Annotated in this window: 22 protein-coding genes and 1 tRNA gene; 10 read left to right on the forward strand and 13 right to left on the reverse strand. The window is 72.7% G+C overall.

Features of this window, described 5'->3' with window-relative positions; translation table 11 throughout:
* Positions 1-14 precede the first annotated feature (14 nt).
* Together QE370_RS13405 and QE370_RS13410 are read left to right on the forward strand one after the other, a co-directional pair.
* Positions 15-1,238 carry an acyl-CoA dehydrogenase family protein gene (locus tag QE370_RS13405; protein ID WP_067857562.1) on the forward strand — a complete coding sequence of 408 codons (1,224 nt, stop codon included), beginning with the start codon at positions 15-17 and terminating at the stop codon, positions 1,236-1,238.
* A 109-nt stretch (positions 1,239-1,347) separates the two neighbouring features.
* Positions 1,348-1,803: a MarR family winged helix-turn-helix transcriptional regulator gene (locus QE370_RS13410; protein ID WP_253024727.1), complete on the forward strand. Its 456-nt coding sequence runs from the start codon at positions 1,348-1,350 to the stop codon at positions 1,801-1,803.
* A gap of 21 nt (positions 1,804-1,824) precedes the next feature.
* On the opposite strand, the gene QE370_RS13415 is transcribed toward QE370_RS13410, so the two are convergent.
* A complete protein-coding gene (locus tag QE370_RS13415; RefSeq protein WP_253024725.1) occupies positions 1,825-2,844 on the reverse strand; it encodes a zinc-dependent alcohol dehydrogenase family protein in 1,020 nt (339 codons plus the stop codon).
* Positions 2,845-3,469: 625 nt separating this feature from the next.
* Here QE370_RS13415 and QE370_RS13420 point away from each other — a divergent pair.
* Positions 3,470-3,832, forward strand: coding sequence for an FKBP-type peptidyl-prolyl cis-trans isomerase (locus tag QE370_RS13420; RefSeq protein ID WP_067857553.1), 363 nt, complete (start codon positions 3,470-3,472; stop codon positions 3,830-3,832).
* 64 nt (positions 3,833-3,896) lie between these two features.
* Here the strand turns inward: QE370_RS13420 and hrpA are convergent, their stop codons facing one another.
* From hrpA to QE370_RS13435, 3 genes are read right to left on the reverse strand one after another with little or no spacing between them, the layout of a single operon-like run.
* Positions 3,897-7,517: an ATP-dependent RNA helicase HrpA gene (hrpA, locus tag QE370_RS13425; protein WP_309634646.1), complete on the reverse strand. Its 3,621-nt coding sequence runs from the start codon at positions 7,515-7,517 to the stop codon at positions 3,897-3,899.
* The gene (locus QE370_RS13430) at positions 7,514-8,284 is read right to left on the reverse strand and encodes a CPBP family intramembrane glutamic endopeptidase (RefSeq protein WP_309634647.1); all 771 of its coding nucleotides are present in this window, start codon (positions 8,282-8,284) and stop codon (positions 7,514-7,516) included. The genes hrpA and QE370_RS13430 overlap by 4 nt, the downstream gene beginning before the upstream one ends.
* A complete protein-coding gene (locus tag QE370_RS13435) occupies positions 8,281-9,177 on the reverse strand; it encodes a neutral zinc metallopeptidase (RefSeq protein ID WP_309634648.1) in 897 nt (298 codons plus the stop codon). Before QE370_RS13435 ends, QE370_RS13430 begins: the two co-directional genes overlap by 4 nt.
* Before the next feature lie 74 nt (positions 9,178-9,251).
* Between QE370_RS13435 and QE370_RS13440 the strand changes: the two genes are divergently transcribed.
* Together QE370_RS13440 and QE370_RS13445 are read left to right on the forward strand one after the other, a co-directional pair.
* On the forward strand, positions 9,252-10,538 hold the full coding sequence (locus QE370_RS13440; RefSeq protein ID WP_309634649.1) for a DUF445 domain-containing protein: 1,287 nt from the start codon (positions 9,252-9,254) through the stop codon (positions 10,536-10,538).
* Positions 10,539-10,616: 78 nt separating this feature from the next.
* A tRNA-Leu gene (locus tag QE370_RS13445) sits at positions 10,617-10,702 on the forward strand.
* 84 nt (positions 10,703-10,786) lie between these two features.
* On the opposite strand, the gene QE370_RS13450 is transcribed toward QE370_RS13445, so the two are convergent.
* The 5 genes from QE370_RS13450 to QE370_RS13470 form a co-directional block, all read right to left on the reverse strand.
* Entirely contained in the window at positions 10,787-11,425 is a 639-nt protein-coding gene (locus tag QE370_RS13450) for a potassium channel family protein (RefSeq protein ID WP_253024717.1), read from the reverse strand.
* Between the two features lie 45 nt (positions 11,426-11,470).
* Positions 11,471-12,424, reverse strand: a complete 954-nt coding sequence (locus QE370_RS13455; RefSeq protein WP_309634650.1) for a GGDEF domain-containing protein — start codon at positions 12,422-12,424, stop codon at positions 11,471-11,473.
* A 110-nt stretch (positions 12,425-12,534) separates the two neighbouring features.
* Positions 12,535-14,562, reverse strand: coding sequence for a family 16 glycosylhydrolase (locus QE370_RS13460; RefSeq protein ID WP_253024713.1), 2,028 nt, complete (start codon positions 14,560-14,562; stop codon positions 12,535-12,537).
* A 179-nt stretch (positions 14,563-14,741) separates the two neighbouring features.
* Complete coding sequence (locus QE370_RS13465; RefSeq protein WP_253024711.1) at positions 14,742-16,223, reverse strand: VWA domain-containing protein; 1,482 nt, start codon at positions 16,221-16,223, stop codon at positions 14,742-14,744.
* Between the two features lie 8 nt (positions 16,224-16,231).
* Positions 16,232-17,107: a MoxR family ATPase gene (locus QE370_RS13470; RefSeq protein WP_067857533.1), complete on the reverse strand. Its 876-nt coding sequence runs from the start codon at positions 17,105-17,107 to the stop codon at positions 16,232-16,234.
* Positions 17,108-17,143: 36 nt separating this feature from the next.
* On the opposite strand from QE370_RS13470, the gene QE370_RS13475 reads away from it, so the two are divergent.
* Complete coding sequence (locus QE370_RS13475; protein ID WP_144433738.1) at positions 17,144-17,542, forward strand: SRPBCC family protein; 399 nt, start codon at positions 17,144-17,146, stop codon at positions 17,540-17,542.
* A gap of 9 nt (positions 17,543-17,551) precedes the next feature.
* On the forward strand, positions 17,552-18,862 hold the full coding sequence (locus QE370_RS13480) for a M20/M25/M40 family metallo-hydrolase (protein ID WP_253024709.1): 1,311 nt from the start codon (positions 17,552-17,554) through the stop codon (positions 18,860-18,862).
* Between the two features lie 25 nt (positions 18,863-18,887).
* Here QE370_RS13480 and QE370_RS13485 read toward each other — a convergent pair whose 3' ends face one another.
* A complete protein-coding gene (locus tag QE370_RS13485) occupies positions 18,888-19,085 on the reverse strand; it encodes a DUF5703 family protein (RefSeq protein WP_253024734.1) in 198 nt (65 codons plus the stop codon).
* A 2-nt stretch (positions 19,086-19,087) separates the two neighbouring features.
* Positions 19,088-20,053, reverse strand: a complete 966-nt coding sequence (locus tag QE370_RS13490; RefSeq protein ID WP_253024707.1) for an aldo/keto reductase — start codon at positions 20,051-20,053, stop codon at positions 19,088-19,090.
* 48 nt (positions 20,054-20,101) lie between these two features.
* Here QE370_RS13490 and QE370_RS13495 point away from each other — a divergent pair, with 48 nt between their 5' ends.
* Genes QE370_RS13495 through QE370_RS13505 form a run of 3 tightly spaced genes read left to right on the forward strand, consistent with a single transcriptional unit; the run spans position 20,102 to position 22,139 of the window.
* A complete protein-coding gene (locus QE370_RS13495; RefSeq protein ID WP_253024705.1) occupies positions 20,102-20,941 on the forward strand; it encodes an undecaprenyl-diphosphate phosphatase in 840 nt (279 codons plus the stop codon).
* Positions 20,942-20,979: 38 nt separating this feature from the next.
* Positions 20,980-21,672 (forward strand): SDR family oxidoreductase, encoded by a 693-nt coding sequence (locus QE370_RS13500; protein WP_253024703.1) that lies wholly within the window; start codon positions 20,980-20,982, stop codon positions 21,670-21,672.
* A gap of 29 nt (positions 21,673-21,701) precedes the next feature.
* A complete protein-coding gene (locus QE370_RS13505) occupies positions 21,702-22,139 on the forward strand; it encodes a hypothetical protein (protein ID WP_309634651.1) in 438 nt (145 codons plus the stop codon).
* Between the two features lie 60 nt (positions 22,140-22,199).
* On the opposite strand, the gene corA is transcribed toward QE370_RS13505, so the two are convergent.
* Both corA and QE370_RS13515 read right to left on the reverse strand, forming a co-directional pair.
* Positions 22,200-23,159 carry a magnesium/cobalt transporter CorA gene (gene corA / locus QE370_RS13510; protein WP_309634652.1) on the reverse strand — a complete coding sequence of 320 codons (960 nt, stop codon included), beginning with the start codon at positions 23,157-23,159 and terminating at the stop codon, positions 22,200-22,202.
* A gap of 101 nt (positions 23,160-23,260) precedes the next feature.
* Positions 23,261-24,094, reverse strand: coding sequence for an FHA domain-containing protein (locus tag QE370_RS13515; RefSeq protein WP_309634653.1), 834 nt, complete (start codon positions 24,092-24,094; stop codon positions 23,261-23,263).

Here is a 24,094-nt window from a genome sequence, read left to right on the forward strand (position 1 = left end):
GGACGGACACGAACATGACGATCAACCTCGACACCCCCAAGAAGTTCCGCGGGTTCATCCAGCAGGCCCACGAGGTCGCTGACAACTTCCTGCGCGCGAACTCCCGCAAGTACGACCTCGCGGAGCACGCCTACCCCAAGGAGCTCGACCTCCTCGCCTCGCTGATCGACGGCATGGGCGACTCGGGCGCCGGACAGGGTGCCGGTGCTGCCGGCGTCCGCCGCAGCGAGGACGCCTCGGAGAAGGACAAGGGCAAGGTCAAGAACGGCACCAACCTGTCCTCCGTGCTCTCGATCATCGAGATGTGCTGGGGCGACGTCGGCCTGCTGCTCTCGATGCCGCGCCAGGGCCTGGGCAACTCCGCGATCGCGTCGGTGGCCACCGACGAGCAGCTGGAGAAGTTCAAGGGCACGTGGGCGGCCATGGCGATCACCGAGCCCGGCTGCGGCTCCGACTCCGCCGCGATCCGCACGACCGCCATCAAGGACGGCGACGAGTACGTGCTCAACGGCGAGAAGATCTACGTGACGTCCGGCGAGCGCGCCGACTCCGTCGTGGTCTGGGCGACGCTCGACCCGAAGCTCGGCCGTGCGGCCATCAAGAGCTTCGTGGTCCCGAAGTCGCTGCCCGGCATCCGGGTCGAGCGGCTCGAGCACAAGCTCGGCATCCGCGCGTCCGACACGGCCGTCATCGTGCTCGACAACTGCCGCGTGCCGGCGGAGAACATCCTCGGCAACGAGGAGATCGACACCAAGCAGGGCTTCGCCGGCGCCATGGCGACGTTCGACAACACCCGTCCGCTCGTCGCCGGCATGGCGGTGGGCTGCGCCCGCGCGGCGCTCGAGCTCACGCGCGAGCTGCTCGAGGACGCCGGCGTCGTCATCGACTACGACCGTCCCGCGACGTCGCAGTCGTACGCGGCGGCGACCTACCTGCAGATGGAGGCCGACTACGAGGCGGCGCTGCTGCTGACCCTCGAGGCGGCGTGGCTGGCGGACAACCGCAAGCCGAACTCCATGGAGGCGTCGATGTCGAAGGCGAAGGCGGGCCGGGCCGGCAACGACATCACCCTGCGGTGCGTCGAGCTGGCCGGCAGCCTCGGCTACAGCGAGGGCGAGCTGCTCGAGAAGTGGTCGCGCGACTCCAAGATCCTCGACATCTTCGAGGGCACCCAGCAGATCCAGCAGCTGATCGTCGCGCGTCGCCTGCTGAACCTGTCGTCGGCGCAGCTGCGCTGAGGACCGGAGAGCATCCGGCCGCGGCACCGTGCAGGCCCCGTCACCCCCAGGGTGGCGGGGCCTGCGCGCGTCGTCGGTGCGGTGTGGGGCGTACCCCTAGGATGTCGACATGACTGGGCAGCTGCCGCCGGACTTCGACGTCGACTACCAGCTGACGCGGCTCGTCCGCCAGGTCAGGGCTCGGTCGTTGCGCAACCTCGCGACCATCCACGACGAGCTCGACTACAGCACGTTCGTGCTGCTCCTCGCGATCGTCGACGCGACGACGTCGAGCGGTGGCGTGCGCGCGTCGGACCTCGCCGACTCCCTGCACGTCCACAAGTCGACCGTGAGCCGCGCGGTCCGCATGCTGGAGGACGCCGGGCTCGTCGACCGGACCCCGCACCCGGAGGACGGTCGCGCGCACGTGCTGCGGGCCAGCGCCGAGGCCGTGCGTCGCGTCGACGCCTACCGCGAGGACTCCCACGCCGCCCTCGCCCGCGTGATCGAGGACTGGGAGCCCACCGAGCTGCGCACGTTCGCGCAGCTGCTGGCGCGACTCAACGACGCCTTCGGCACTGTGTGAGCCCGGGACGAGCCGCGTACGTCAGGGCCGCAGGAGCACCTTGACCGCGCGCCGCTCGTCCATCGCGCGGTAGGCCTCGGCGACGTCGTCGAGGCCGAGCTGCAGGTCGAACACGTCGCCCGGGGTGATCGCCCCCGAGACGACGTCGGGCAGCAGCTCGTCGAGGTAGTGACGCACCGGCGCGACACCGCCGGCGAGGCCGGAGTTCGTGCCGAACATGACCGGCACGTTGAGCTCCACGCCGTGGGGGACGCCGACGTAGCCGACGGTGCCCCCGGGACGCAGGCTCTGGAACGCCTGCTTCATCGACTCCTTCGTGCCCACGCACTCCAGGACGCTGTCGGCGCCGATCCCGCCGAGGATCTCCTTGACCTCCGCGGCTCCCTCCTTGCCGCGGGTCGCGACGACGTGGTCGGCGCCGAAGCGCCGCGCCAGCTCCTGGCGGGGCTCGTGGCGCGACATCGCCACGACGGTCTCCGCTCCGAGACGCTTGGCGGCGAGCACCGCGCTCAGGCCGACGGCGCCGTCGCCCACGACCGCCACGGTCGAGCCCGGGCCCACGCGGGCGGAGACGGCGGCGTGGTGGCCGGTGGGGAACACGTCGCTGAGCGTCAGGAGGTGGGGGACGAGCGCGTCGTCGACCGGCTGGGGCACGCGCACCAGGGTGCCGTCGGCGAACGGCACGCGGACGAGCTCAGCCTGGGCGCCGTCGTAGCCGCCACCGTTGACGCACGACGTCTGCACACCCTTGCGGCAGACCGCGCACGTGTTGTCGCTGTACAGGAACGGGGCGATGACGAACTCGCCCACGGCCACGTCGGCCACCGCCGAGCCCACCTGCTCGACCACGCCGACGAACTCGTGGCCGATGCGCCGCGGCTCCGCCTGGTCGCCGTTGGCGCCGCGGTAGGGCCAGAGGTCGCTGCCGCACACGCAGGCGGCCACGACGCGCACGACCGCGTCGGTGTCGTCCTGCAGGACCGCGTCGGGCACGGTGTCGAGACGGATGTCGCCGGGGCTGTGGAGGACGGTCGCACGCATACCTCCTTCCTACCAGTGCGGGGGTGGGCGCGCTGCTGGCCGTCGTGCGTCGTGCGTCCTGCGGGTGCGTCGGTTTGGGCGGTCGTGACCTTGCTGGTGCGCTGCCGTAGGGGGCTTGCCCTGCTGGTGCGCTGCCGTAGGGGTCGTGACCTTGCTGGTGCGCTGCCGTAGGGGTCGTGACCTTGCTGGTGCGTTGCCTCGGCCTTCGCTGTGTCCGGTCTTTGAAAGGCCTCGACCGGGCGGCTGGCATCGGCGCCCGTCTGGGGTCTCGGGCTGTGGGTTGGTGCTGAAGGGGGACGCAAGACTCTGCGTTCGTGCGTCGTAGGGCCGAGGATGCTGCGTTTGCCACGGGATCCCGTCATCGACGCAGAAGCGTTCGTGCTCCAGCGCGCGAAGGAAGAATCGTGGGCGCCCTTGGGGGTGGGGTGGGCAGCGCTTCTCCCTTCTCGTGGCACGGTCCACGAGAAGGGAGCATCGTTGCCACGTCTGGCCCGCTCGGCGGTGGATCTTCCACCTGGAGAGCGCTCAGAACGTGGCAGATCCACCGCCCGTCCCGCGCGGGCGCAGGTGCCTGCGTCGGACGCGGGCCGAAGCCCCGACGACCCAGGTGTGGAAGGATCGGGACATGACCTCCAAGCCTGAAGTGGACTTCATCGAGGGCCCCGCGCCCACCGAGCTGCAGATCAAGGACATCATCGTCGGCGACGGCCCCGAGGCGGTGCCCGGTGGCGTCGTCGACGTGCACTACGTGGGCGTCGAGTTCGACACCGGCGAGCAGTTCGACGCCTCCTGGGACCGCGGCCAGTCCGCGCGCTTCCCGCTCCCGCAGCTGATCGGCGCCTGGCAGCAGGGCATCCCCGGCATGAAGGTCGGCGGACGTCGTCAGCTGGTGTGCCCGCCCGAGCTGGCCTACGGGCCCGCCGGCGGCGGACACCGTCTGTCGGGCAAGACCCTCGTCTTCATCATCGACCTGCTGGGCGTCGGCTGACCCGAGCGCCCCGAGCCACGACGCCCCCGGACCTTGAGTCCGGGGGCGTCGTCGTGCCCCTGGTTCACACGCGCAGGTCGTCCAGCAGACGGCGCAGCCGCTTGACCGAGACCGGCCGCGCCGTGCCGAGGTTCTGGGCCACCACGCTCACCCGGAGCTCCTCCAGGGCCCAGCGCACCTCCTGCACGTCGGCCGCGGCGCGACGCAGCGGGCTCAGGCCCCCGGTGCGCTCGTGGAACTCCGCCTCGAGCTCGTGCACGCGCACCAGCTGCTCGGTGAGCGGTGTCGTGAGCCGCCGCCGCGCGGTCTCGAGGTAGACGGGCAGGCGGCGCAGCTGCTCCACGCCCAGGTCGCGGACGAAGCCCGGCGCCACCAGCCAGCTCAGCTGGACGCGGACGTCCTCGGCCGGCTCGCCCGTGCCCTGCGGCTGGGCCTGGCCGAGCTTCTCCAGCGACCGCAGCACGTCGCGCAGCACGCCCGCCGTGACGTCGTGCACGTCGGCCCGCGCCCTCTCGCGCAGCGTCTGGAAGGCAGCCTCGTCCCACACCGGACCGCCGTGACGGACCACCAGGTGGTCGAGGGCAGCGAGCCGCGCGTCGTCGAGCACGGCTGCCGCGTCGCCGTAGGGCGAGGAGGCCAGCAGGAGCTTCTGGCGCAGGTCGAGCGTGCGGCCGAGGGAGGGCGTGGTGGTCGGGGTCGACAGGGCGAGCAGCCGACCTTGGCCGCGCACCATCGCGACCTGCTGCTCCTCGGGGGTGTCGAGCACGCGCAGCGCCACCGACGTCCCCTCGTCGACGAGCGCCGGGTACCCGACGACCTGCCCGGCCGGCACGGTCCGCTCGAGCGTGCCGACGTCCCACGTCGTGATCCCGGTCCGCGCGGCCTCCGCGGCGACCACCTCGAGGTCGCGGCGCACGACGTCCTGCAGCTCCGCACGCAGCGCGTCGAGGTCGCGACCCCGTGCCAGCTCGGTGCCGTCGTCGACCACCCGGAACGTCACCTTCAGGTGGTCGGGGACGGCCGACAGGTCGAAGTCGTCGGGCGAGACCAGGGTGCCGGTGCGCTGCCGGATGCCGCGTACCAGCTGGTCGAGCAGCGGACCGGCCGCGGGGTCGAGCTGCTCGACGAGCGCCGCCGCGTGGTCGGGCACCGGCACCAGCTCGCGACGCAGCCGCTTGGGCAGCGAGCGGACCAGCGCCACCACGAGCTCGTCGCGGTGACCGGGCACGTTCCACAGGAACTCGGCCGGGTCGAGGGAGAGGAGGTCGTCGACCGGCACGTCGACGACGACGCCGTCGCTCTCGGTACCGGGCTCGAACGTGTACGTCACGCGGTACTCGGCCGACTCCGACGTCCAGGTCGTCGGGTAGTCACGCTCGAGGTCGCCGACGTCGGCCAGCAGCATCGCCGGGTCGAGGTCGAGCAGGTCCGGTGTCTCGCGCGAGGCCTTCTTCCACCAGCTGTCGAAGTGGCGCACGGAGACGACGTCGGCGGGCACCCGTGCGTCGTAGAACGCGAACAGCGTCTCGTCGTCGACTCGCAGGCCCCGGCGTCGGACCCGGTCCTCGACGGCCTCCGCCTCGCGGATCCGCTGGGCGTTGCGCTGCACGAACGCGTGGCGTGTGCGCCACTCGCCCTGCACGAGGGCGTGCCGGACGAACAGCTCGCGGGCCAGGGCGGGGTCGTGGCGGCCGAGCGGCACGAGCCGGTCGACCACCAGCGGCACGCCGTACAGCGTCACCCGCTCCTTCGCCATGGCCGCTCCGCGCCGCGCCGACCAGTGCGGCTCCGCGTACTGGCGCTTCACCAGGTGCGCGGCGGCCTGCTCGACCCACTCGGGCTCGACCTTCGCGACGGTGCGTCCCCACAGCCGGCCCGTCTCGACGAGCTCGCCGGCCACGACCCACAGCGGCGGCTTGCGTGCGAGCGCGGACCCCGGGAACACCATGAACCGTGCGCCACGCGCGCCGAGGAACTCCTTGGAGTCGGCCTGCCGGACGCCCACGTGCGACAGCAGCCCGCTGAGCAGCGCCCGGTGCACGTCGGCCGGGTCGGCGCCCACCTTCCCCGGCTTCATGCCGAGGTCGCGCACGGTGCGGCGCAGCTGGGCGTGCACGTCCTGCCACTCGCGGATGCGCAGCCAGTGCAGCATCTCGTCGCGGCAGAGCCGGCGGAAGGCGCTGCTGCTCAGCTCGTCGCGCTTCTCCTGCACGTACTGCCAGAGCACGAGCCAGGACAGGAAGTCCGAGTCGGGACTGCGGAACCGCGCGTGCAGCTGGTCGGCGCGGGCCTGCTGCTCGGCCGGACGCTCGCGCGGGTCCTGGATCGACAGGCCCGCGACGATGACGAGCACGTCGGCCAGGCACCCCTGACGGTCCGCCGCGAGGAGCATGCGGGCCATGCGCGGGTCGACCGGCAGGCGCGACATCGTGCGACCCAGCCGCGTGAGCCGAGGTCGGCGGTCGCGGCCCTCCTGCAGCGCCCCGAGCTCGGTCAGCAGCGCCCGCCCGTCGCCCACGGCACGGCGGTCCGGTGCGTCGAGGAACGGGAAGTCCTCGACGTCGCCGAGGTCGAGCGAGGCCATCTGCAGCAGCACCGACGCGAGGTTCGTGCGCAGGATCTCCGGGTCGGTGAACTCGGGGCGACCGTCGTGGTCCTCCTCGGCGTAGAGCCGGATGCAGATGCCGTCGGCCACGCGACCGCACCGGCCCGCGCGCTGGGCTGCGCTCGCCCGCGAGACGGGCTCGATCGGCAGCCGCTGGACCTTGAGCCGCTGGCTGTAGCGCGAGATGCGGGCGTAGCCCGTGTCGACGACGTACCGGATGCCGGGCACGGTCAGCGACGTCTCGGCGACGTTCGTGGCGAGCACGATGCGCCGACCCGGGTGCGACGCGAAAATCTTGGCCTGGTCCTGCGCGGCGAGCCGCCCGTAGAGCGGCAGCACCTCCGTCTGGCGCCAGCGCAGGCCCTCGAGGTGGGCGGCGGCGTCGCGGATCTCCCGCTCGCCGGACAGGAAGACGAGCACGTCGCCCTCGCGCGGCAGCTCGCGGATCGCGGACTCGATGCCGTCGAGCATCCCGTCGTCCGGGTCGGTCAGCGGCCGGTAGCGCACCTCGACCGGGTAGGTGCGTCCGCTCACCTCGATGACGGGGGCGCCGTCGAACATCTCCGAGAAGCGCTCGACGTCGATGGTGGCCGACGTGACCACGACCTTGAGGTCGGGACGGCGGGGGAGGAGCTGCTTGAGGTACCCCAGCAGGAAGTCGATGGCGAGGCTGCGCTCGTGGGCCTCGTCGACGATCACGGTGTCGTAGCGCGACAGGTCGCGGTCGTGGTGGATCTCGCTGAGCAGCAGTCCGTCGGTGACCAGCCGGATCTGGGTGCTGTCGCTCGTGCGGTCGTCGAAGCGGACGGCGTAGCCGACCTCCCGCCCGAGCTCGACCTCGCACTCCTCGGCGATGCGGGCCGCGACCGACCGGGCGGCGATGCGTCGAGGCTGGGTGTGCACGATGCGCTCGCGGCCGAGCAGGCGTGCGATCTTCGGGAGCTGGGTGGTCTTGCCCGACCCGGTCTCGCCGGCGACCACCACGACCTGGTGGTCGCGCAGCGCCGCGGCGATGTCGTCGGCGCGGTCGGCGATGGGCAGGCCCGGCGCGACCTCCACCTTCATCGTCGACGTCGTCATCGCAGCCCCAGCCGGTCGCCGAGGAGGAGGACACCGACGAACGCGAACACGTCGAGCAGGGTATGGGCCACCACGAGGGGCGCGAGCCGCCGGGTGCGGTGGTACCAGTAGCCGAACACCAGCCCCATGAGCACGTTGCCGAGCGCCTGGCCGAAGCCCTGGTACAGGTGGTAGCTGCCCCGCAGCAGGGCGCTGGAGACGATGATCGTCGGGGTGCTCCACCCGATCTGACGCAGCCGGGTGAAGAGGTAGCCGATCATCACGACCTCCTCGAGCACGCCGTTCTGGAAGGCGGCGAGGACGAGGACGATCGCAGTCCACCAGTAGACCTGCTGGGGCACGGTGACGACGTCGGCGGTGACGCCGAGCGCGCGCCCGGCGAGGTAGACGCCGATGCCAGGGAGCCCGATGAGGGCGGTCAGGCCCACGCCCTCGAGGACGGTGCGCAGCCGTCCCGCGCCGGTGAGGCCCAGCCGGCGGAGGACGCCGGGACCGTCGCCGGCCAGCAGGAACAGGGCCAGGCCGACGGGGACGAGCGCGAAGCCGATGCCCAGCAGCTGGTAGGTGACGTCGAGCCACTCGCGATCGCTCCGCGAGGCGTTGAGGGTCGCGGTCGCGTCGCGCAGCGGTCCGCGGGTGAGCGCGGCGAGCAGGCTGAGCGCGGCGTAGACCGCCGACTGGCCGAGGGACAGGCCGAGGACGAGCCAGACCTCGAGGCGCAGGCGTCGGCCGTCCGGGGCCGCCGCGCCCGTGGCGGGGGTGCTCACAGGTCGTTCGTGGCGAACGTGTCGCACTGGTCGGCGCTGCCGCCGTCGTAGCCGGCGAGGAACCAGCGCTGGCGCTGCTCGCTCGAGCCGTGCGTCCAGGTGTCGGGGTCGACCGTGGCCCCGGCCGAGGCCTGGATGTGGTCGTCGCCGACCGCGGCCGCGGCCGAGAGGGCCGAGCGGACGTCGGACGGGGTCAGGGGCTCGAGCAACGTGGTCCCCTCGGCGTCCTCGGTCGTGGCGGCGTGGTGCGCCCAGACGCCGGCGAGGCAGTCAGCCATCAGCTCCACGCGCACGCCACCGCCGGTCGCGCCGCTGCCGGACTGCGCACGGTCGAGGATCCCGAGGATCTGCTGGACGTGGTGGCCGTACTCGTGCGCGACGACGTACTCCTGCGCGAGCGCGCCGCCGTCGGCCCCGTAGCGGCTCGAGAGCAGGTCGAAGAAACCGGTGTCGATGTAGATCCGCTCGTCCGACGGGCAGTAGAACGGGCCGGTGCTGCTGGAGGCGGTGCCGCAGGCCGACTGCGTCGCTCCGGAGAAGACGACCGTGCGGGCCTGCCGGTACTGGCGGCCGACGTCGGCGGGCAGCGCGTCGGTCCAGTAGTCCTGGACGCTGTTGACGGTGCCGACCACCCGGCAGACGTCGTCGCGGTTGGCGTCGGCGCCGGTGCGGCACTGGCTGAGGTCGACGGTGGAGTCCTCGCCCGCGGTCTGGACCTGGCTGGTGTCGAACGGGTTCTTGCCCCCGGTGAGCTCGCCCGGGTCGATGTCGAGAAAGAGGGCGACGAGCGTGACGATGAGTGCGCCGATGCCGCCGCCGACCACGGCACCGCCGCGCACGCGACCGCCGGTGACCTGGCTCGTGTCGAGGCGGGCGTCCTCGTTGAAGCTCATGCGCGGAGTCTACGCAGCGGACGTCACGTCGGCGCTGCGCAGCCGAGCCGCCCGGACTCACCTACGCTCGGGCCGTGAGCACCTCCGTGACCGAGCGCAGCGCCGCTGCCGGGCCCGCCCTGTCGTCCGACCCGGCCGCCGACGAGGCCCGTCGCCGTGGGCTGCGCCGCATGCGCGTCGTGGCCACGTCGCTGCTCGTCGTCGCGGCGATCGTCTTCCTCCTGACCCGCGAGCACGGTGGCGCGTGGGGCTACGTCAACGCTGCGGCCGAGGCCGCGATGGTCGGCGCGATCGCCGACTGGTTCGCCGTGACGGCGCTGTTCCGCCACCCGCTGGGGCTGCCGATCCCGCACACCGCGATCATCCCGCGCCGCAAGGCCTCGCTCGGCGCCAGCCTGCAGGAGTTCGTGACCGAGAACTTCCTGCGCCCGGAGGTCGTGAAGGAGCGCCTGGACTCCGCCGAGCTCACGCGGCGCGCGGGCGTCTGGCTCGCCGAGGGGGACCACGCCGAGCGGCTCGTGCGCGAGGGCTCGAAGATCACCGCGCACGCCCTCACCCGCGTGAAGCGCGACGACGTCGCCGCCCTCGTGCGCGACGCGATCGTGCCGCGGCTCGTGGAGGAGCCGCTCGCGCCGGTGGCCGGCAAGCTGCTCGGCGACGTGCTCGCCGAGCGGGCGCACGTCGGCATGGTCGACCTGGTGCTCGACGAGCTGCACGCGTGGCTGCTCGAGAACGAGGACGAGGTGATGGCGCTGGTGGGGGAGCGTGCCCCCTGGTGGACGCCGCAGTGGGTCGACGAGCGGGTCGGCTCCCGGCTGCACCTCGAGGCGGTCACCTGGGTGCAGGAGATCCGCGACCAGCCCGAGCACCGCGCCCGGCGGGCGCTCGACGGCTGGCTCGGTCGTCTCGTCGACGACCTGCAGTCCGACGAGGCCACGCAGGAGCGTTTCGAGCGGCTCAAGAGCCGGATGCTGAACCAGCCGCAGGTCACCACGACGGGCGTGGCGATCTGGGACGCCCTGCGCCACGCGCTGGTCGAGACCCTCCAGGACGAGGACGGCATGCTGCGCCGCCGCGCGCTCCAGGAGCTGCACGCGTTGGCCGACCGGCTCCAGCGCGACACGGACCTGCAGGCGCGTGGCGACCGGGTGGTCGCCGACGCCGGCGCCTACCTCGTCGAGCACTACGGCTCGGAGGTCGCCACGATCATCTCGGCGACCGTCGACCGCTGGGACGGCGTGGAGACCGCGCGCAAGGTCGAGCTGCACGTCGGGCGCGACCTGCAGTTCATCCGGATCAACGGCACCGTCGTCGGCGGGCTCGCCGGGCTGGTGATCCACACGCTCAGCCACCTCGTCTGAGCAGGGGGTGGGGTGCGTGGGTCGCGCAGCACCCCTGGTACAGTTCCTGACTGCACCACGGACCTCCACGAGGTCCACGTCCGGGTGGCGGAATAGGTAGACGCGCTAGCTTGAGGTGCTAGTGCCCGGTTACGGGCATGGGGGTTCAAGTCCCCCCTCGGACACGCTGAGGAGACCGGTCGAGAGGCCGGTCTCCTCGTTTTCGTGGGTGGGGTCGATCCTGGCCGATCAGCGGAGCGGCTCGGGGGTCACCCCGCAGTACGCCGCTCCCGCTCCGCCCGGGCGAGCATCGCCGTGGCGACGGACGCCGTGACCGAGCCGACCACGCCGATGCCGACGACCATGAGCACGACGGCGATGACGCGGCCCTGCGTCGTGACGGGGGAGTAGTCGCCGTAGCCGACGGTCGTGACGGTCACGCACGCCCACCAGAGCGCGTCGCCGAACGACGTGATGGTCGCGCCGGGCGCGTCGCGCTCGGCCTGGAGGACGGCGAGGGAGGCGAGGCCGACCGACGCGACGGCGGTCCCCGACACGTACACCAGCGTGCGCCCGGCGAGGCTGCCCGCGGCGGACCGGTCGAGGATGCGCAGCAGCGCGACGAGGCGCAGCAGCCGCAGCGGGCGGAGCATCGGCACCGCGATGAGCGCGACGTCGTACCAGTGGCGCACCGCGTAGTCCCGCCGGTCGTCGGCGAGTCCCAGCCGCACGACGAAGTCCAGGGCGAAGGCGGCCCAGACGGTCCAGGACACGGTCTCGAAGAACTCCCGCCACCCCCGGTCCAGGCGTGGGTCCAGGACCGGCCACGCGTAGGCGACCAGGAAGGCCACCGACAGCAGCAGGAGCGGGACCTCGGCACGACGTTCCCAGCGCTCGACTCGAGTCATGGCCCCCATCATCGGGCCCGCGCCGTCGAGCCTGCGACCGCACTGTCAGCCGGGTGCGCCCTCGGCCTCGGACGGGTCGACCGTCGACCGGCCGTGCGGGCTCCCCGGCGGCGTCTCCGTGACCTGCTCGGCCGCCCGACGCAGACGCTTGTCGCCGTACATGTCGAGGTCGGCGTGCCGCAGGGCCTCCGGCCCGCCCGGCGCGATCCCGATGCTCAACGTCACCTGCTCGCCGGCCGCCCAGCGCCGGCGTACCTCCTCGAGCCGCTGCCGCGCGCTCGACTCCTCCTCGTCGAGCACCACGACGAACTCGTCACCGCCCGTGCGGAACACGTCGCCCACGCCGGCCAGGCTCGTCGACAGCAGTCCGCCGAGCCTGCGCAGCAGGTCGTCGCCGGCCAGGTGGCCGTGGGTGTCGTTGAACCGCTTGAACCCGTCGACGTCGATCACGGACACCGTCGAGCGACCGGAGGACGTGTCCAGGCGACAGACGAGGTCGCGTCGGTTGAGCACGCCGGTGAGCGGGTCGGTGCGCGCGAGGCGTTCCAGCTCGGCCCGTTGCTCGTGGAGGTGCGTGATCAGCCGGGCGGGCAGCTCGGACACGATCACCCACATGACGGCGGTCGCCGCCGTCCGCTGCAGCACCGACCCCTCCAGCCCGCCCCACGCGACGACGAAGGCCGGCACGGCAGGGACCATGAGCCACAACGAGCGCCAGGGCGGCTGCGTGAGCCCTGCGAACACGAACGCCATGCTGATCAGCCCCGGCACGAGGCGCGCCGCGGCCGGCGCGTCGACCCCGACGAGGCCGTACACGACGCACACGGCCGCAGGCCACAGCAGGAGCGTCGAACGACGCCGCCAGCAGCCCGACCGGAGGCAGACCATCAGCACCAGCGCGGCGAGCAGGGGAGCGACGAGCAGGGCCACCGGTGTCGGGCTGCCGGACGGTGTGCTGGTCGCCGTCGTCACGGCCAGCACGACCGACTCGACGAACACCGCGACCGCGCCGCAGACGTGCCAGACCCGCAGATCCCAGGCGCCCGGGCGCCGCCACGGCGGTCGCTCCGCCGGTCCTCGTGCTGTCCCCGATCGTCCGTCGGGCGTCCTCACGGGTTCACGCGGTAGACCTTGACGCTGTCGACGACGTAGTCGAAGGCGTCCTTGGTGTGCTGCTGGTCGGGCATGCCCCAGTAGGACGAGCCCACCTGCATGTTGAGTCGGATGTTGAACGGGCTGTCGAACGCGGTGCGCGCCCACGGCACGTCGTCGACCGGGATCGTCGACAGCACCTGGTCGTCGTAGGTGAACTGCATGCAGTCCGGCGTCCAGTTGAAGCCGTAGGTGTGGAAGCCCTCGTACACGCCGGGCGTCCGCGTCGCCCAGTTCTGGTGCGCCCACGAGTACCACTCGCCGCGCTGCTTGCCCAGGTTCGTGTCCTCCCACAGCGTCGTCGTGTAGGAGCCGGCGGGGTTCCAGCGCTGCGTCGACTCGCCGCCGTACGCCTCCATGACGTCGATCTCGCCGTTGGTGCGGTCACCGCGCAGCCAGAAGGCCGGCCAGACGCCGCGGGTCATGGCGCGCGAGGTCGGTAGCTTGGCCCGCATCTCCCAGCGTCCGTACTTCTGGGAGAACGTCCCGACGGTGTCGAGGTAGCCCGTGTCGTACCACCGCTCCCTGACGCCGCTGGAGACGGACGCCGGGGTCGAGCGGCGCCGTCCCTCGATCGTCAGGGTCCCGTCGGACACGTCGACGGCGTCCTTCGTCACGTACGCCGCGTCGAAGGAGAGGTGCGTCCGGTCACGCACCCGCCACTTGGTGGTGTCGAGGCTCGTCCCGTCGAACTCGTCGGCGAAGCTCAGGGTGCGGCGCTGCGGCGAGTTCAGGTCGTCGCAGGTCCGGGTGGTGCTGCCCGGTGGCGTCGGCTCCGGCGTGGGGGTCGGGCTCGCCGTCGGCGTGGGTGTCGTGGGCTCGGGTGTCGGGCCGGGGTCGGTCGGGGTCGGTGGCGTGGGCGTCGGCTCGGACGGCGTCGGCTCGGGGGTCGGCGTCGACGGCGAGGTCACCGTCACGTCCGCACCGCGGAACCGCAGGGCGGCGCCCCGCGGGAGGTCCTCGCCGCGATAGACGACCCGGACACGGCTGCCCGACCGCTCGGTGCGCAGCTGCGCCCCCAGCCAGGCCCAGTCGGTGACGGCGTCGCGGGAGCCGCTGAACGACTGCACGACGTCGCCGTCGCGCCCCACCTCCTGCAGGGTCAGGCGCACGGGGCGCGCGCCGCCCACCGTCGACACCTGGCTCGCGACGTGCACGAGCGACCCGGCCTCCAGGCGGTCGCCCGAGCGTCGGGAGGTGGCCGTGACCGTCCCGCTCCTGCTGGCGCGCACCTGGCAGACCCGGTCGGGCGCGTCGACCCCGGAGACCTGGGCGTTCGACGACGTCGTCCAGCCCAGTCCGCCGGAGCGGCAGCTGCTGTTCGGCACCCACTCGCCGGCGCGGCCCGGCGGCAGCACGGCGCTCACACGCACCGGCCGCACGAAGAAGCGTGCGTGCCCGCGCGTGCGGGTGTGCACCGGACGGACGGCGATCCGGCTGCCCTCGTGCGCGATGGTCAGGGTGGTGGAGACGGTGCGGTACCTCCAGCTGCCGGGCACGGCGTGCCCCGTGACGATGCGGGTCGCGCCCGACGTGCGTCGTTCGGTGACCCGCAGGGCCAGCCGGCCTCCCCGCAGTCCCGACGCCATCGGTGCCGTGACCGTGACCCGGGTGCCCGCGGGGAAGGCCAGCAGGCTGGAGCTGCTCTGCGCCGCGACGTCACGGGTGCGGCGTGAGTGGTTCTTGACGACGAGCGCACGGCGCGACGAGCGCTGCTGGACCGCGAGACGGGCACGGTCGCCGGGGTGCCAGGACGCGCGGCCCGCGGAGAAGTCGTGGTTGCGCAGGACCTGCGCCGTCGTGGGGGAGGTCGTGGCCGAGGCGGACGTCGTCGTGGCCGGCCCCGGGTCGAGGGAGCGTGCGGCTCCGCCGCCGAGGGCGGCCGAGGCCGGAGCGGCCATCGCGCCGACCACGAGCACCCCCGACAGGAGGTGGATGCCGATACGCGGCACCCACCTCCCGGGGGCGATGGTGCGTTCTCCCATGACGTGCCACCTTGGTGTTCTTCTCCCTGGCGCAGCACGCGGTCTCCCGTCCGCGACGCTGCTCGTGGGACGAACTCAACCACAGGTCGGGACTTTGGTCCTGATTTAAATTGAGAATCTTTGGGACAACGTCCCGAGGCGGGCCGGGACCCGTGCTCGACGGCCTTCGGGACACCCGCTCAGGTCGGCAGCAGACGGCCCACGAACGCCTCGAGCTGGGCGATGGTGCTGCAGGCGTGCATGGGGACCACCTGGGCGTACTCGGGTGCCACGGAGTCACCGAGGCCCCACCGGGTCGGGTGCTCGGGGTTCAGCCAGAACGTGCGACGGGCCCGGTCCGCCACCGCGGCGAGGGCGGGCAGCCCGAGGGGCTGGTTGTTGTTGCGGGCGTCGCCCAGGACCAGCACGCTCGTGCGCGGCCCGACGGCGTCGAGGTGGTGCTCGGCGAAGTCCGCGAACGCCTCGCCGTAGTCGCTCGAGCCGTGCCAGGAGGTCACGCGCGCCTCCGCCGCGATGCGCTCCGCCAGGTCGCCCCCGTCCTTGACGATGTCGGTCACCTCCGCGGTGGCGTTCACGAAGGCGAACACGCGCACCTTGCTGAACTGGTCGCTCAGCGCACGGACGAGCAGCATCGTGAACGCCGAGAACCCTGCCACCGAGCCCGACACGTCGCACAGGAGCACGAGCTCCGGACGCCCCGGGTGCGGCCGGGCGTGGACGGGCACGATCGGGACGCCACCGGTCGACAACGCCTTGCGCATCGTCCGGCGGACGTCGATGCGTCCACGCTGCGACGCGCGTCGCCGGGCGGACAACCGCGTCGCGAGCCGACGTGACAGGGGCCCGACCGCCACCCGCAGCTCCTCGAGCTGCTGACGGTTCGCGCTCAGGAAGTCGACGTGCTCGCTCGTGCTCCGCACCGCGTGCCGCAGGATCGTGTCGCGCCCGCGCGACTCCGCCGTCCGACGCCGAGCCTCGGAGGCCACCATCTGGCGGAACGCCTCCACCAGCCGCCGGACCTCGTCACGCTCCAGACGGTCCGTGAACGGCGCGTCGGCGGCGTCCCCGCCGCCGGACTGCGCGGCAGGACCCTGCGGCCCGCCGGGTCCTCGACCCGACCCCGCCCCTGAGCCCCCCTGGCCCGACGCACCCTCGCCACCGGCGCCGCGCATGGCGAGGGCCCGGGCGATCGCCGTCTGCGGAGCCAGCCTGTCGAGGGTCTGGAACGCCGACCAGCCCGTGCTGCCGGTCCCGGGCGTCCCCACCGTGCCCAGCGCGTCGACGGCCAGCTCGGCGAGCTGCTCGAGCGTGCGCAGGTCACCCTCTGCGAGGGCCATGACCAGCAGGTCCCGCAGGTCCTCGGTGTCGAGCGGCCCGTCGTGCTCGGCGACGCTCGCCGACGCGCCCACGCCCGACGGGAAGAACAGGTCGAAGGTCATGTCGAAGACCTCTCGCTGACCACCGCGCCGCACCAGCGCGGCCGCCAGGCCCTCGCGCAGGAGCGCCCGGTCCTCGAGACCGAGCACGGTCGCCACCTGTCCGGCGTCGACGACCTCGCTGGTGCCCACCCGCATGCCCTTCGACCGCAGGGCGGTCGCGAACGCGACGAGCCGGCCGGCGAGGTCCTCGCCGACCGCAGCCGTCCCGCTGACGTCGTCCACGCGGCCGCTCAGACCTCGAGCGCGGCGCCGACGTCGAGCGTCTCGCGCGCCTTCTCGATGTCCTCGTGGTGCTTCAGCACGACACCGAGCGTCTGCTGCACGGCGTCGTCGTCGAGCCGGCCGCCGAGGGCGAGCAGCGTCTGCGCCCAGTCGATGGTCTCCGAGACGGAGGGCGTCTTGCGCAGCGGCATCGCGCGCAGGGCGTTCACCACCCGGACGAGCGACGCCGACACCGCGTCGTCGAGGCCCGGAGCCTTGAGCTCGACGATGCGCCGCTCCAGCTCGGGGTCGGGGAAGTCGACGTGCAGGAACAGGCAGCGTCGGCGCAGCGCCTCAGAGAGCTCGCGCGTGGCGTTCGAGGTGAGCACGACGAACGGGCGGCGGGTGGCGCGGATCGTGCCGAGCTCGGGCACCGTCACCTGGAAGTCGCCGAGCACCTCCAGCAGCAGCCCCTCGATCTCGACGTCGGCCTTGTCGGTCTCGTCGACGAGCAGCACGGTGGGCTCCGTCCGGCGGATCGCCGTCAGGAGCGGACGAGGGAGCAGGAACTCCTCGCTGAACACGTCGGTGCGGGCCTCGTCCCACGACTCGTCGCGGCCGGCGGTGATGCGCAGCAGCTGCTTCGCGTGGTTCCACTCGTACAGCGCCCGCGCCTCGTCGACACCCTCGTAGCACTGGAGCCGGACCAGCTCGGCGTCCTGCGAGGCCGCGACGGCACGGGCGAGGTCGGTCTTGCCCGTGCCCGCAGGCCCCTCGACGAGCAGCGGCTTGCCGAGCACCGAGGCCAGGTAGACGGTCGTGGCGATCGCGTCGGACGCGAGGTAGCCCTGCTGCGCCAGGCGGTCCTTGACGTCCTGCACCGAGCTGAAGTTGGTCGTGGCCATCGTGCCCCTTCCGGCGATCGTGCCTACCATCGTGCCGTGGGAGCTTTCGAGGTCGTCCGCGAGGTGCCGATGGAGCCCGCCGAGGTCTTCGCGCGGCTCACCGACTGGGAGCGTCACGGGGAGGCCGTGCCACTGACGCGGATCCGTCGGACGGAGTCCGGGTTCGTCGCCCGCACCGGCGTGGGGCCGCTCGGCTTCGACGACGTCATGGACGTCGTCGCCTGGGACCCGCCCCGCTCGTGCCGCATCGAGAAGCGCGGTCGGGTCGTGAAGGGTTGGGCCGAGGTGCACGTGGAGCCCACGCCGCACGGGTCGCGCGTGGTGTGGCGCGAGGTCGCGCACACGGTGGGCGTCCCACGCTTCGCGGCACGCCTGGAGGAGGCCGCAGGTCGCCGGCTGTTCGGCCGCGTGGTCGACCACCTGCTGCGCACCTAGACTGCCCGCATGGGCACCAGCGAGCAGTCGTACACCGCCGAGGCCGAGGCCCTGGAGATCTGCCGTGACCTGATCCGGCTCGACACCTCCAACTACGGCGACGGCAAGGGACCGGGCGAGCGCAAGGCGGCCGAGCACGTCGCGGCCCTGCTGGCCGAGGTCGGCATCGAGTCCGAGATCGTCGAGGCCGCTCCGGGTCGGGCGAGCGTCGTCGCCCGCTGGGGCGACCAGACCTCCAGCCGCGACGGCCTGCTCGTGCACGGCCACCTCGACGTCGTCCCGGCGCAGGCTGCGGACTGGACGGTCGACCCGTTCGCCGGCGAGGTCGCGGACGGGTACCTGTGGGGCCGCGGCGCGGTCGACATGAAGGACTTCGACGCCATGCTGCTGTCGGTCGTGCGCGCCCGTCAGCGGGCCGGCGCCGTGCCGGAGCGTCCCGTCACGCTCGTGTTCACCTCCGACGAGGAGGCCGGTGGGCGCGAGGGCGCCCACTGGCTCGTCGAGCACCGTCCCGACCTGTTCGAGGGCTGCACCGAGGCGATCGGCGAGGTCGGTGGCTTCTCCCTCGAGGTCGGGGGACAGCGGCTGTACCTGATCGAGTCCGGCGAGAAGGGCATCAGCTGGATGCGCCTGCGGGCACGTGGCACGGCCGGGCACGGCTCGATGCGACAGAGCGACAACGCGATCACGCACCTGGCGCAGGCGCTCGCGGCCATCGGCGAGCACACCTGGCCGGCGACGCCGGGACCGTCGATGCAGCTCCTGCTGGCGAAGATCGCCGAGCTCACCGGCGACGACGCGCAGGACCCCGACGCGCTCCTCGAGCACGTCGGCCCGGCGATCCGCATGCTCGGTGCCGGCCTGCGCAACTCGACCAACGCGACCATGCTCGAGGCGGGCTACAAGCACAACGTCGTGCCGGGGGAGGCGGTCGCCTACGTCGACGGCCGCTACCTGCCGGGACACACCGACTCCTTCCTGCCCGCCGTGCAGGAGATCGTCGGCGACCGCGTCGACGTGGAGCCCTACATCGTCGACCGGGCGCTGGAGTACCCGTTCCGCGGCGACCTCGTCGACGCGATGACGGTGGCCCTGCACGCCGAGGACCCGGACGCGCACGTCGCGCCCTACCTGATGTCCGGCGGGACGGACGCCAAGGCGTGGGACAAGCTCGGCATCACGTCCTACGGGTTCACGCCGCTGCGCCTGCCCGGCGACCTCGACTTCACGGCACTGTTCCACGGCGTCGACGAGCGCGTGCCGGTCGACGCCCTGGAGTTCGGGGCACGGGTCTTCGACCGGTTCCTCGACCTCGCCTGAGGCCGCGATCCCAGCGAAAGATCGTCTAGAGCGTCGCGCGGACGCGGATGATCTTTCGTCGCAGTCGGACGGTGCGGTGGCCCGAGCGGTCCTTGCGGAGCCGGTCGATCTCCCAGCCCTGGAACTCCGCCGCGTCGGTCAGGAGCCGGCAGACGGCGTTGCGCGACTGCGTCCGCGGGATCGAGAAGTCCCAGAACTCGTACTCCACGGCACCTCGTCGCATGCTCACCTCTCGTCCTCCCAGGCGTGGGGCGCGGACACGTCGTCCAGCGCCGCGATGATCTCCGTCGGCAGCTCGAGCGCGTCCGACCCCAGGGCGGTGCGCAGCTGCGCGGTGGTGCGCGCGCCGACCAGCGTGGAGGCCACGGTCGGTCGGTCGCGGACCCAGGCGAGCGCCACGTGGGCCGGTGCGGCGTCGAGTCCCTCCGCGGCCCGGACGACGGCGTCGACGACAGGCGCCAGGTCGGGGCCGAGGTACGGGGCGACGAAGCCGCTCCACTGGCTGGAGGCCGCCCGCGAGTCCGCGGGGGTGCCGGTGCGGTACTTCCCGGTCAGCACGCCGCGCGCGAGCGGGGACCACGCGAGGTGGCCGAGCCCCAGGTGCTCGGCCGCGGGGACGAGCTCCTCCTCGACGGTGCGGTTGAGCAGCGAGTACTCGACCTGGTGGGCGACGAGCAGCGGTCCGAGCGTGCGCGCCGCCGTCGCCGCCGCCAGGCCCACCTGCCAGCCGGCGAAGTTGGACAGGCCGACGTAGCGGACACGGCCGGTCGTCACGGCGTGCTCGAGGGCAGACAACGTCTCCTCCCATGGCGTCAGCGGGTCCCAGGCGTGGAGCTGCCAGAGGTCGAGGTGGTCGGTGCGCAGCGCGCGCAGCGACGCGTCGAGCTGGGCGAGCAGGTGGCCGCGGGAGGCGTCGGTGACCGCGTGGCCCCGCCGGAACCCGACGACGCCCTTGCCGGCCAGCACGACCTGGTCGCGGACCCCGCGCTTGGCGACCAGGTCGCCGACCAACGCCTCGGCCCGGCCCTCGCCGTAGACGGGAGCGGTGTCGATGAGCGTGCCGCCGGCGTCGAGGAACGCGTCGAGCTGCTCCTCGGCCTCGACCTCGTCGACCTGGGAGCCGAAGGTCATGGTGCCGAGCCCCAGCCGCGAGACCCGCAGCCCCGAGTGACCGACCTGACGCTCCTGCATGCCAGCACCCTAGACCGCAGGTCCACACCGGAGGTCTAGGCTCGCAGGGTGGATGTCCTGCGATCTGTCGTGCTCGGCCTCGTCCAGGGGCTGACGGAGTTCCTGCCCATCTCCAGCAGCGCGCACCTCGCGATCGTGCCGCGCTTCCTCGGGTGGGACGACCCGGGCGCGGCGTACACGGCCGTCGTCCAGATCGGCACCGAGCTGGCGGTGGTCCTGTACTTCTGGAAGGACATCTGGCGGATCGGCACCGGGTGGCTGCGAGGCCTCGTCTCGTCGGACGCCCGCGCGCTGCCCGAGTGGCGCATGGGCTGGTTCGTCATCGTCGGCTCGATGCCGATCGTGCTGCTCGGGCTCGCGCTGGAGAGCCTGATCGACCGGCAGTTCCGCAACCTATGGGTCATCGCCACGATGCTGATCGTGCTCGGCGTCGTGCTGGGCGTCGCGGAGCGTGTGGGACGGCGGACCCGACCGATCGAGCAGCTCACCTGGACCCACGCGGTGGCCCTGGGCCTCGCGCAGGCGGCCGCGGTGGTCCCGGGGGTCTCCCGGTCGGGCGCGACGATCAGCATGGGTCTGCTGCTGGGCTACGAGCGCGCAGCGGCCACCCGCTTCGCCTTCCTGCTCGCCATCCCCGCGGTGGTGGGAGCCGGTCTCTACAAGCTCAAGGACGTGCCGGGCGGCGAGAACGCCTACGGCTGGGGGCCGACGCTGATCGGCACCGTCGTCTCCTTCGTGGTGGGCCTCGCCGTCATCCACTGGCTCCTGCAGTACGTGAGCAAGCACTCGTACGCGCCGTTCGTCGTCTATCGCATCGCGCTCGGCACGCTGGTGCTCGCGCTCCTGGCGTTCGGGGTCATCGGCGCAGGCGTCTCGGCGTCGGTCTAGCGGCTGCGACCTCCCAGACGTCGTCCTAGGGTCGGGACATGGCCCGTCCCACCGCGCTCGTCACCGGAGCCACGCGAGGCATCGGCCGCGCCGTGGCCGAGGACCTCGCCCGCACGCACGACGTCGTCCTCGTCGGACGCGACGTCCAGGAGCTCGACGCGGTCGCGTCCGGTCTGGAGGGCTCCAGCGTCCTGGCGCTCGACGTCGCCGACGCCGCCGCGGTCGACGCGGCGTCGTTGCCGGAGCGCCTCGACGTGCTCGTGCACGCGGCCGGCGTGGCGGTGAACGGCACGGTCGGCGAGGTGACGCGCGACGACTGGCGCTCGGTGTTCGAGGTCAACGTCTTCGGCGTCGCCGACCTGACGTCTCGGCTGCTGCCCACGTTGCGCGACGGGGGAGCGACGGTCGTGCTCGTGAACTCGGGCGCCGGGTTGTTCTCGACGCCCGGCAACGCGGTGTACTCGGGCAGCAAGTTCGCGCTGCGCACCTTCGCCGACTGCCTGCGCGAGGAGGAGCGTGAGCACGGCGTGCGCGTCGTGTCGGTGCACCCGGGCATCGTCGACACGGCGATGGGCCGTCAGGTGCTGGAGCGCGGCGACGGTGGTCACCCGGAGCGGATGATCCAGCCGGCCACCATCGCCGCAGCGGTGCGCGTCGCCGTCGACGCCCCGCCCGAGGCGCAGTTCGAGACCATCTCCGTCCGCCCGACGCTGGACCCGAAGGGCGACTGAGGACGTGCACCTTCGATAGCGTGCGGCGCATGCGACGGCGACGCGACGAGTGGGCGGTCGAGACCGCCGGGCTCTCCGACGACGCGCGAGCCGATATCGTCAGGGCCGTCCTACGCGTCGTCCGGCCGATGGCCGACCGCTTCCAGACCGACGTCCCCTGGGACGTCGCACGCGGCTGGCCGGTCGCCGTACGGGACGCGGCCCAGGTGCTGTCGCCGGAGTCCCGCGGCTACGCCTGCACGGGGTGGCGGGACGCCAGGGACGCCGCCCAGTGGGAGGCCTACGAGCTCCTCGCGCCCTTCGCGTACTCCTCCGACGTCTGGGACGCGCGGAGCGTGCAGCTGGCCTCGGTGTGCGACGAGGGGACCTCCGTCACCGTCCGGGCGGCCGGCGACCTGCACGAGCAGCTGCTCGCCTCGCTGGGCCCCCTCACGCCTCCCGGGTCTCACGTCCTGCGGCCTCGGTGACGGTCCCTGCTGCGGGAGCCGGCGTCACGTCGTCACGATGCGCGCCCTGTCGGGGCCGCTCTACAGCCAGCCCGACCGCTTGAAGCGCCAGTAGATGTAGAGGCAGAGGCTGCCGATCACGGCCAGGCACAGCGGGTAGCCGAGGTGCCACGAGAGCTCCGGCATGTAGCGGAAGTTCATGCCGTAGATGCCGGCGATCGCGGTGGGGACCGCGAAGATCGTCGCGCCGGCGGTCAGCTTGCGCATGTCCTCGTTCTGCTGGACCGAGAGCTGGGCGAGGTGCGCGTTGAGGGCGTTGTCGAGGAGGTGGTCGATGGCGTCGATCGCCTCGGACGCCCGGGCGAGGTGGTCGGCGATGTCGCGGAAGTAGGGGCGCGCCTCCTCGGGGACCGCGACCGTTGCGAAGCGATGGACCGGCTCGCGCAGCGGCAGCACCGCGCGCCGGAACTCCAACGTCTCGCGCTTGAGCCGGTAGATGCGCGTCGAGTCGCTGGTGCGCTCGGTGGAGAAGACCGACGTCTCGACCTCCTCCACGTCCTGCTCCAGCTCGCGTGCGACGTCCTCGTAGTGGTCGACGATCGTGTCGATCACGGCGTGGAAGGCTGCCGTGGGCCCGTGCGACATCGCGCCGTCGACCGACTCGGCGCGTCGACGGGCCTCGCGCAGCGACTCGCCGCCGTGGCGGACCGTCAGCAGGAACCTCTCGCCCAGGAAGACGTTGACTTCGTGCGTGCGGATGTCGTCGTCGCTGTACGTCACGCTGCGCAGCGAGGCGAACAAGTGGTCGGAGTACCGCTCGACCTTCGGCCGCTGGTGCGCCTCCAGCGCGTCCTCGACCGCCAACGGGTGCAGCGAGAGTGCCGACGCGACCCGGGACAGCTCGTCGACGCGCGGGTTCGCCATGCCGATCCAGATGAACTCGTGGTCCTCCAGGGCGTCGAGCGCCTCGCGGAGCGACTGCTCGTCGTGGGCGGTGTCCTGGCGGACGCCGTCGCGGTAGGTGGCGCAGTCGACGATCACGCACACATTCTGGACCACCGGCGGTCCCCGCACGCGCGACGCGCCCCGCGGTGACCACCGCGGGGCGCATCGCGGTCCCGTCGTCCAGCGCCGTCGTCGGGTCAGCGCTGGTACTGCGGCGGCTCCTGGGGGCGTTGCCGGCCGATCTCGCCGCCCTGGCGCCCGCCGAACGGACGACCGTGGTCGGCGAACTCGTCGCGCACGTAGGTCAGGCGCCACGGTCCGACCTCGATCCGCGCCCCCGTGCGCAACGTCTGCACCGGGAGCTCGCGACCGTTGACGAACGTCGGCGTCGCTCGGCCCCGTGCGCCGATCACGTACTCGTCGTCGTCCGTGCGCGTGACGACGGCCTGCAGCTCGCTCGTGTCGTCGAGCACGAGGTCGCAGCCCTCGCCGGCGCCGATCGACGTCTCCCCGAGGGCCAGGTGGTGCACCCGCACCTCGCGCGCCATGGCGGGGACGCGCGTGTCGGAGAGGTAGAGGCGGGGGTGACCGCCGCCGTACGGGTCGTGGGTGGTCGTCACCCGACGTCGTGCCCACGGCGCGGTGGGCAGGTCCGGCCAGGCGACCGGCGGCGGCACGTCGAGCGCGTCGCCGCCGCTCGTCAGGGCGCGCGTCTTCAGCCGCGCGGCGGCACGCCAGCGCAGCACCTGCACGTAGCGCGAGCCGGTGGCCAGCCGGTGCCAGACGTGCGTCGGCACCGCACCCAGCCGCAGGATCGGCCCGTCGTCGTCGGCGACGTCGAGCGTCCACCCGTCGTCGGCCAGCCGGGCGGCGACCGTGCGCAGGTCACCGCCGCTGCGGCCAGCGACGAGCACGTCGAGGTCGCGGCTGTGCAGGACGACGCGGTGGCCGACGGACGTCACGCGCGCCGACGCCACGGTGCCGCTGTCGCGCAGCAGCTCCACGGTGACGTCCGCGGCGAGCCCGGGCAT

The sequence above is a fragment of the Aeromicrobium sp. SORGH_AS_0981 genome (assembly GCF_031453195.1).
Taxonomy (GTDB): Bacteria; Actinomycetota; Actinomycetes; order Propionibacteriales; family Nocardioidaceae; genus Aeromicrobium.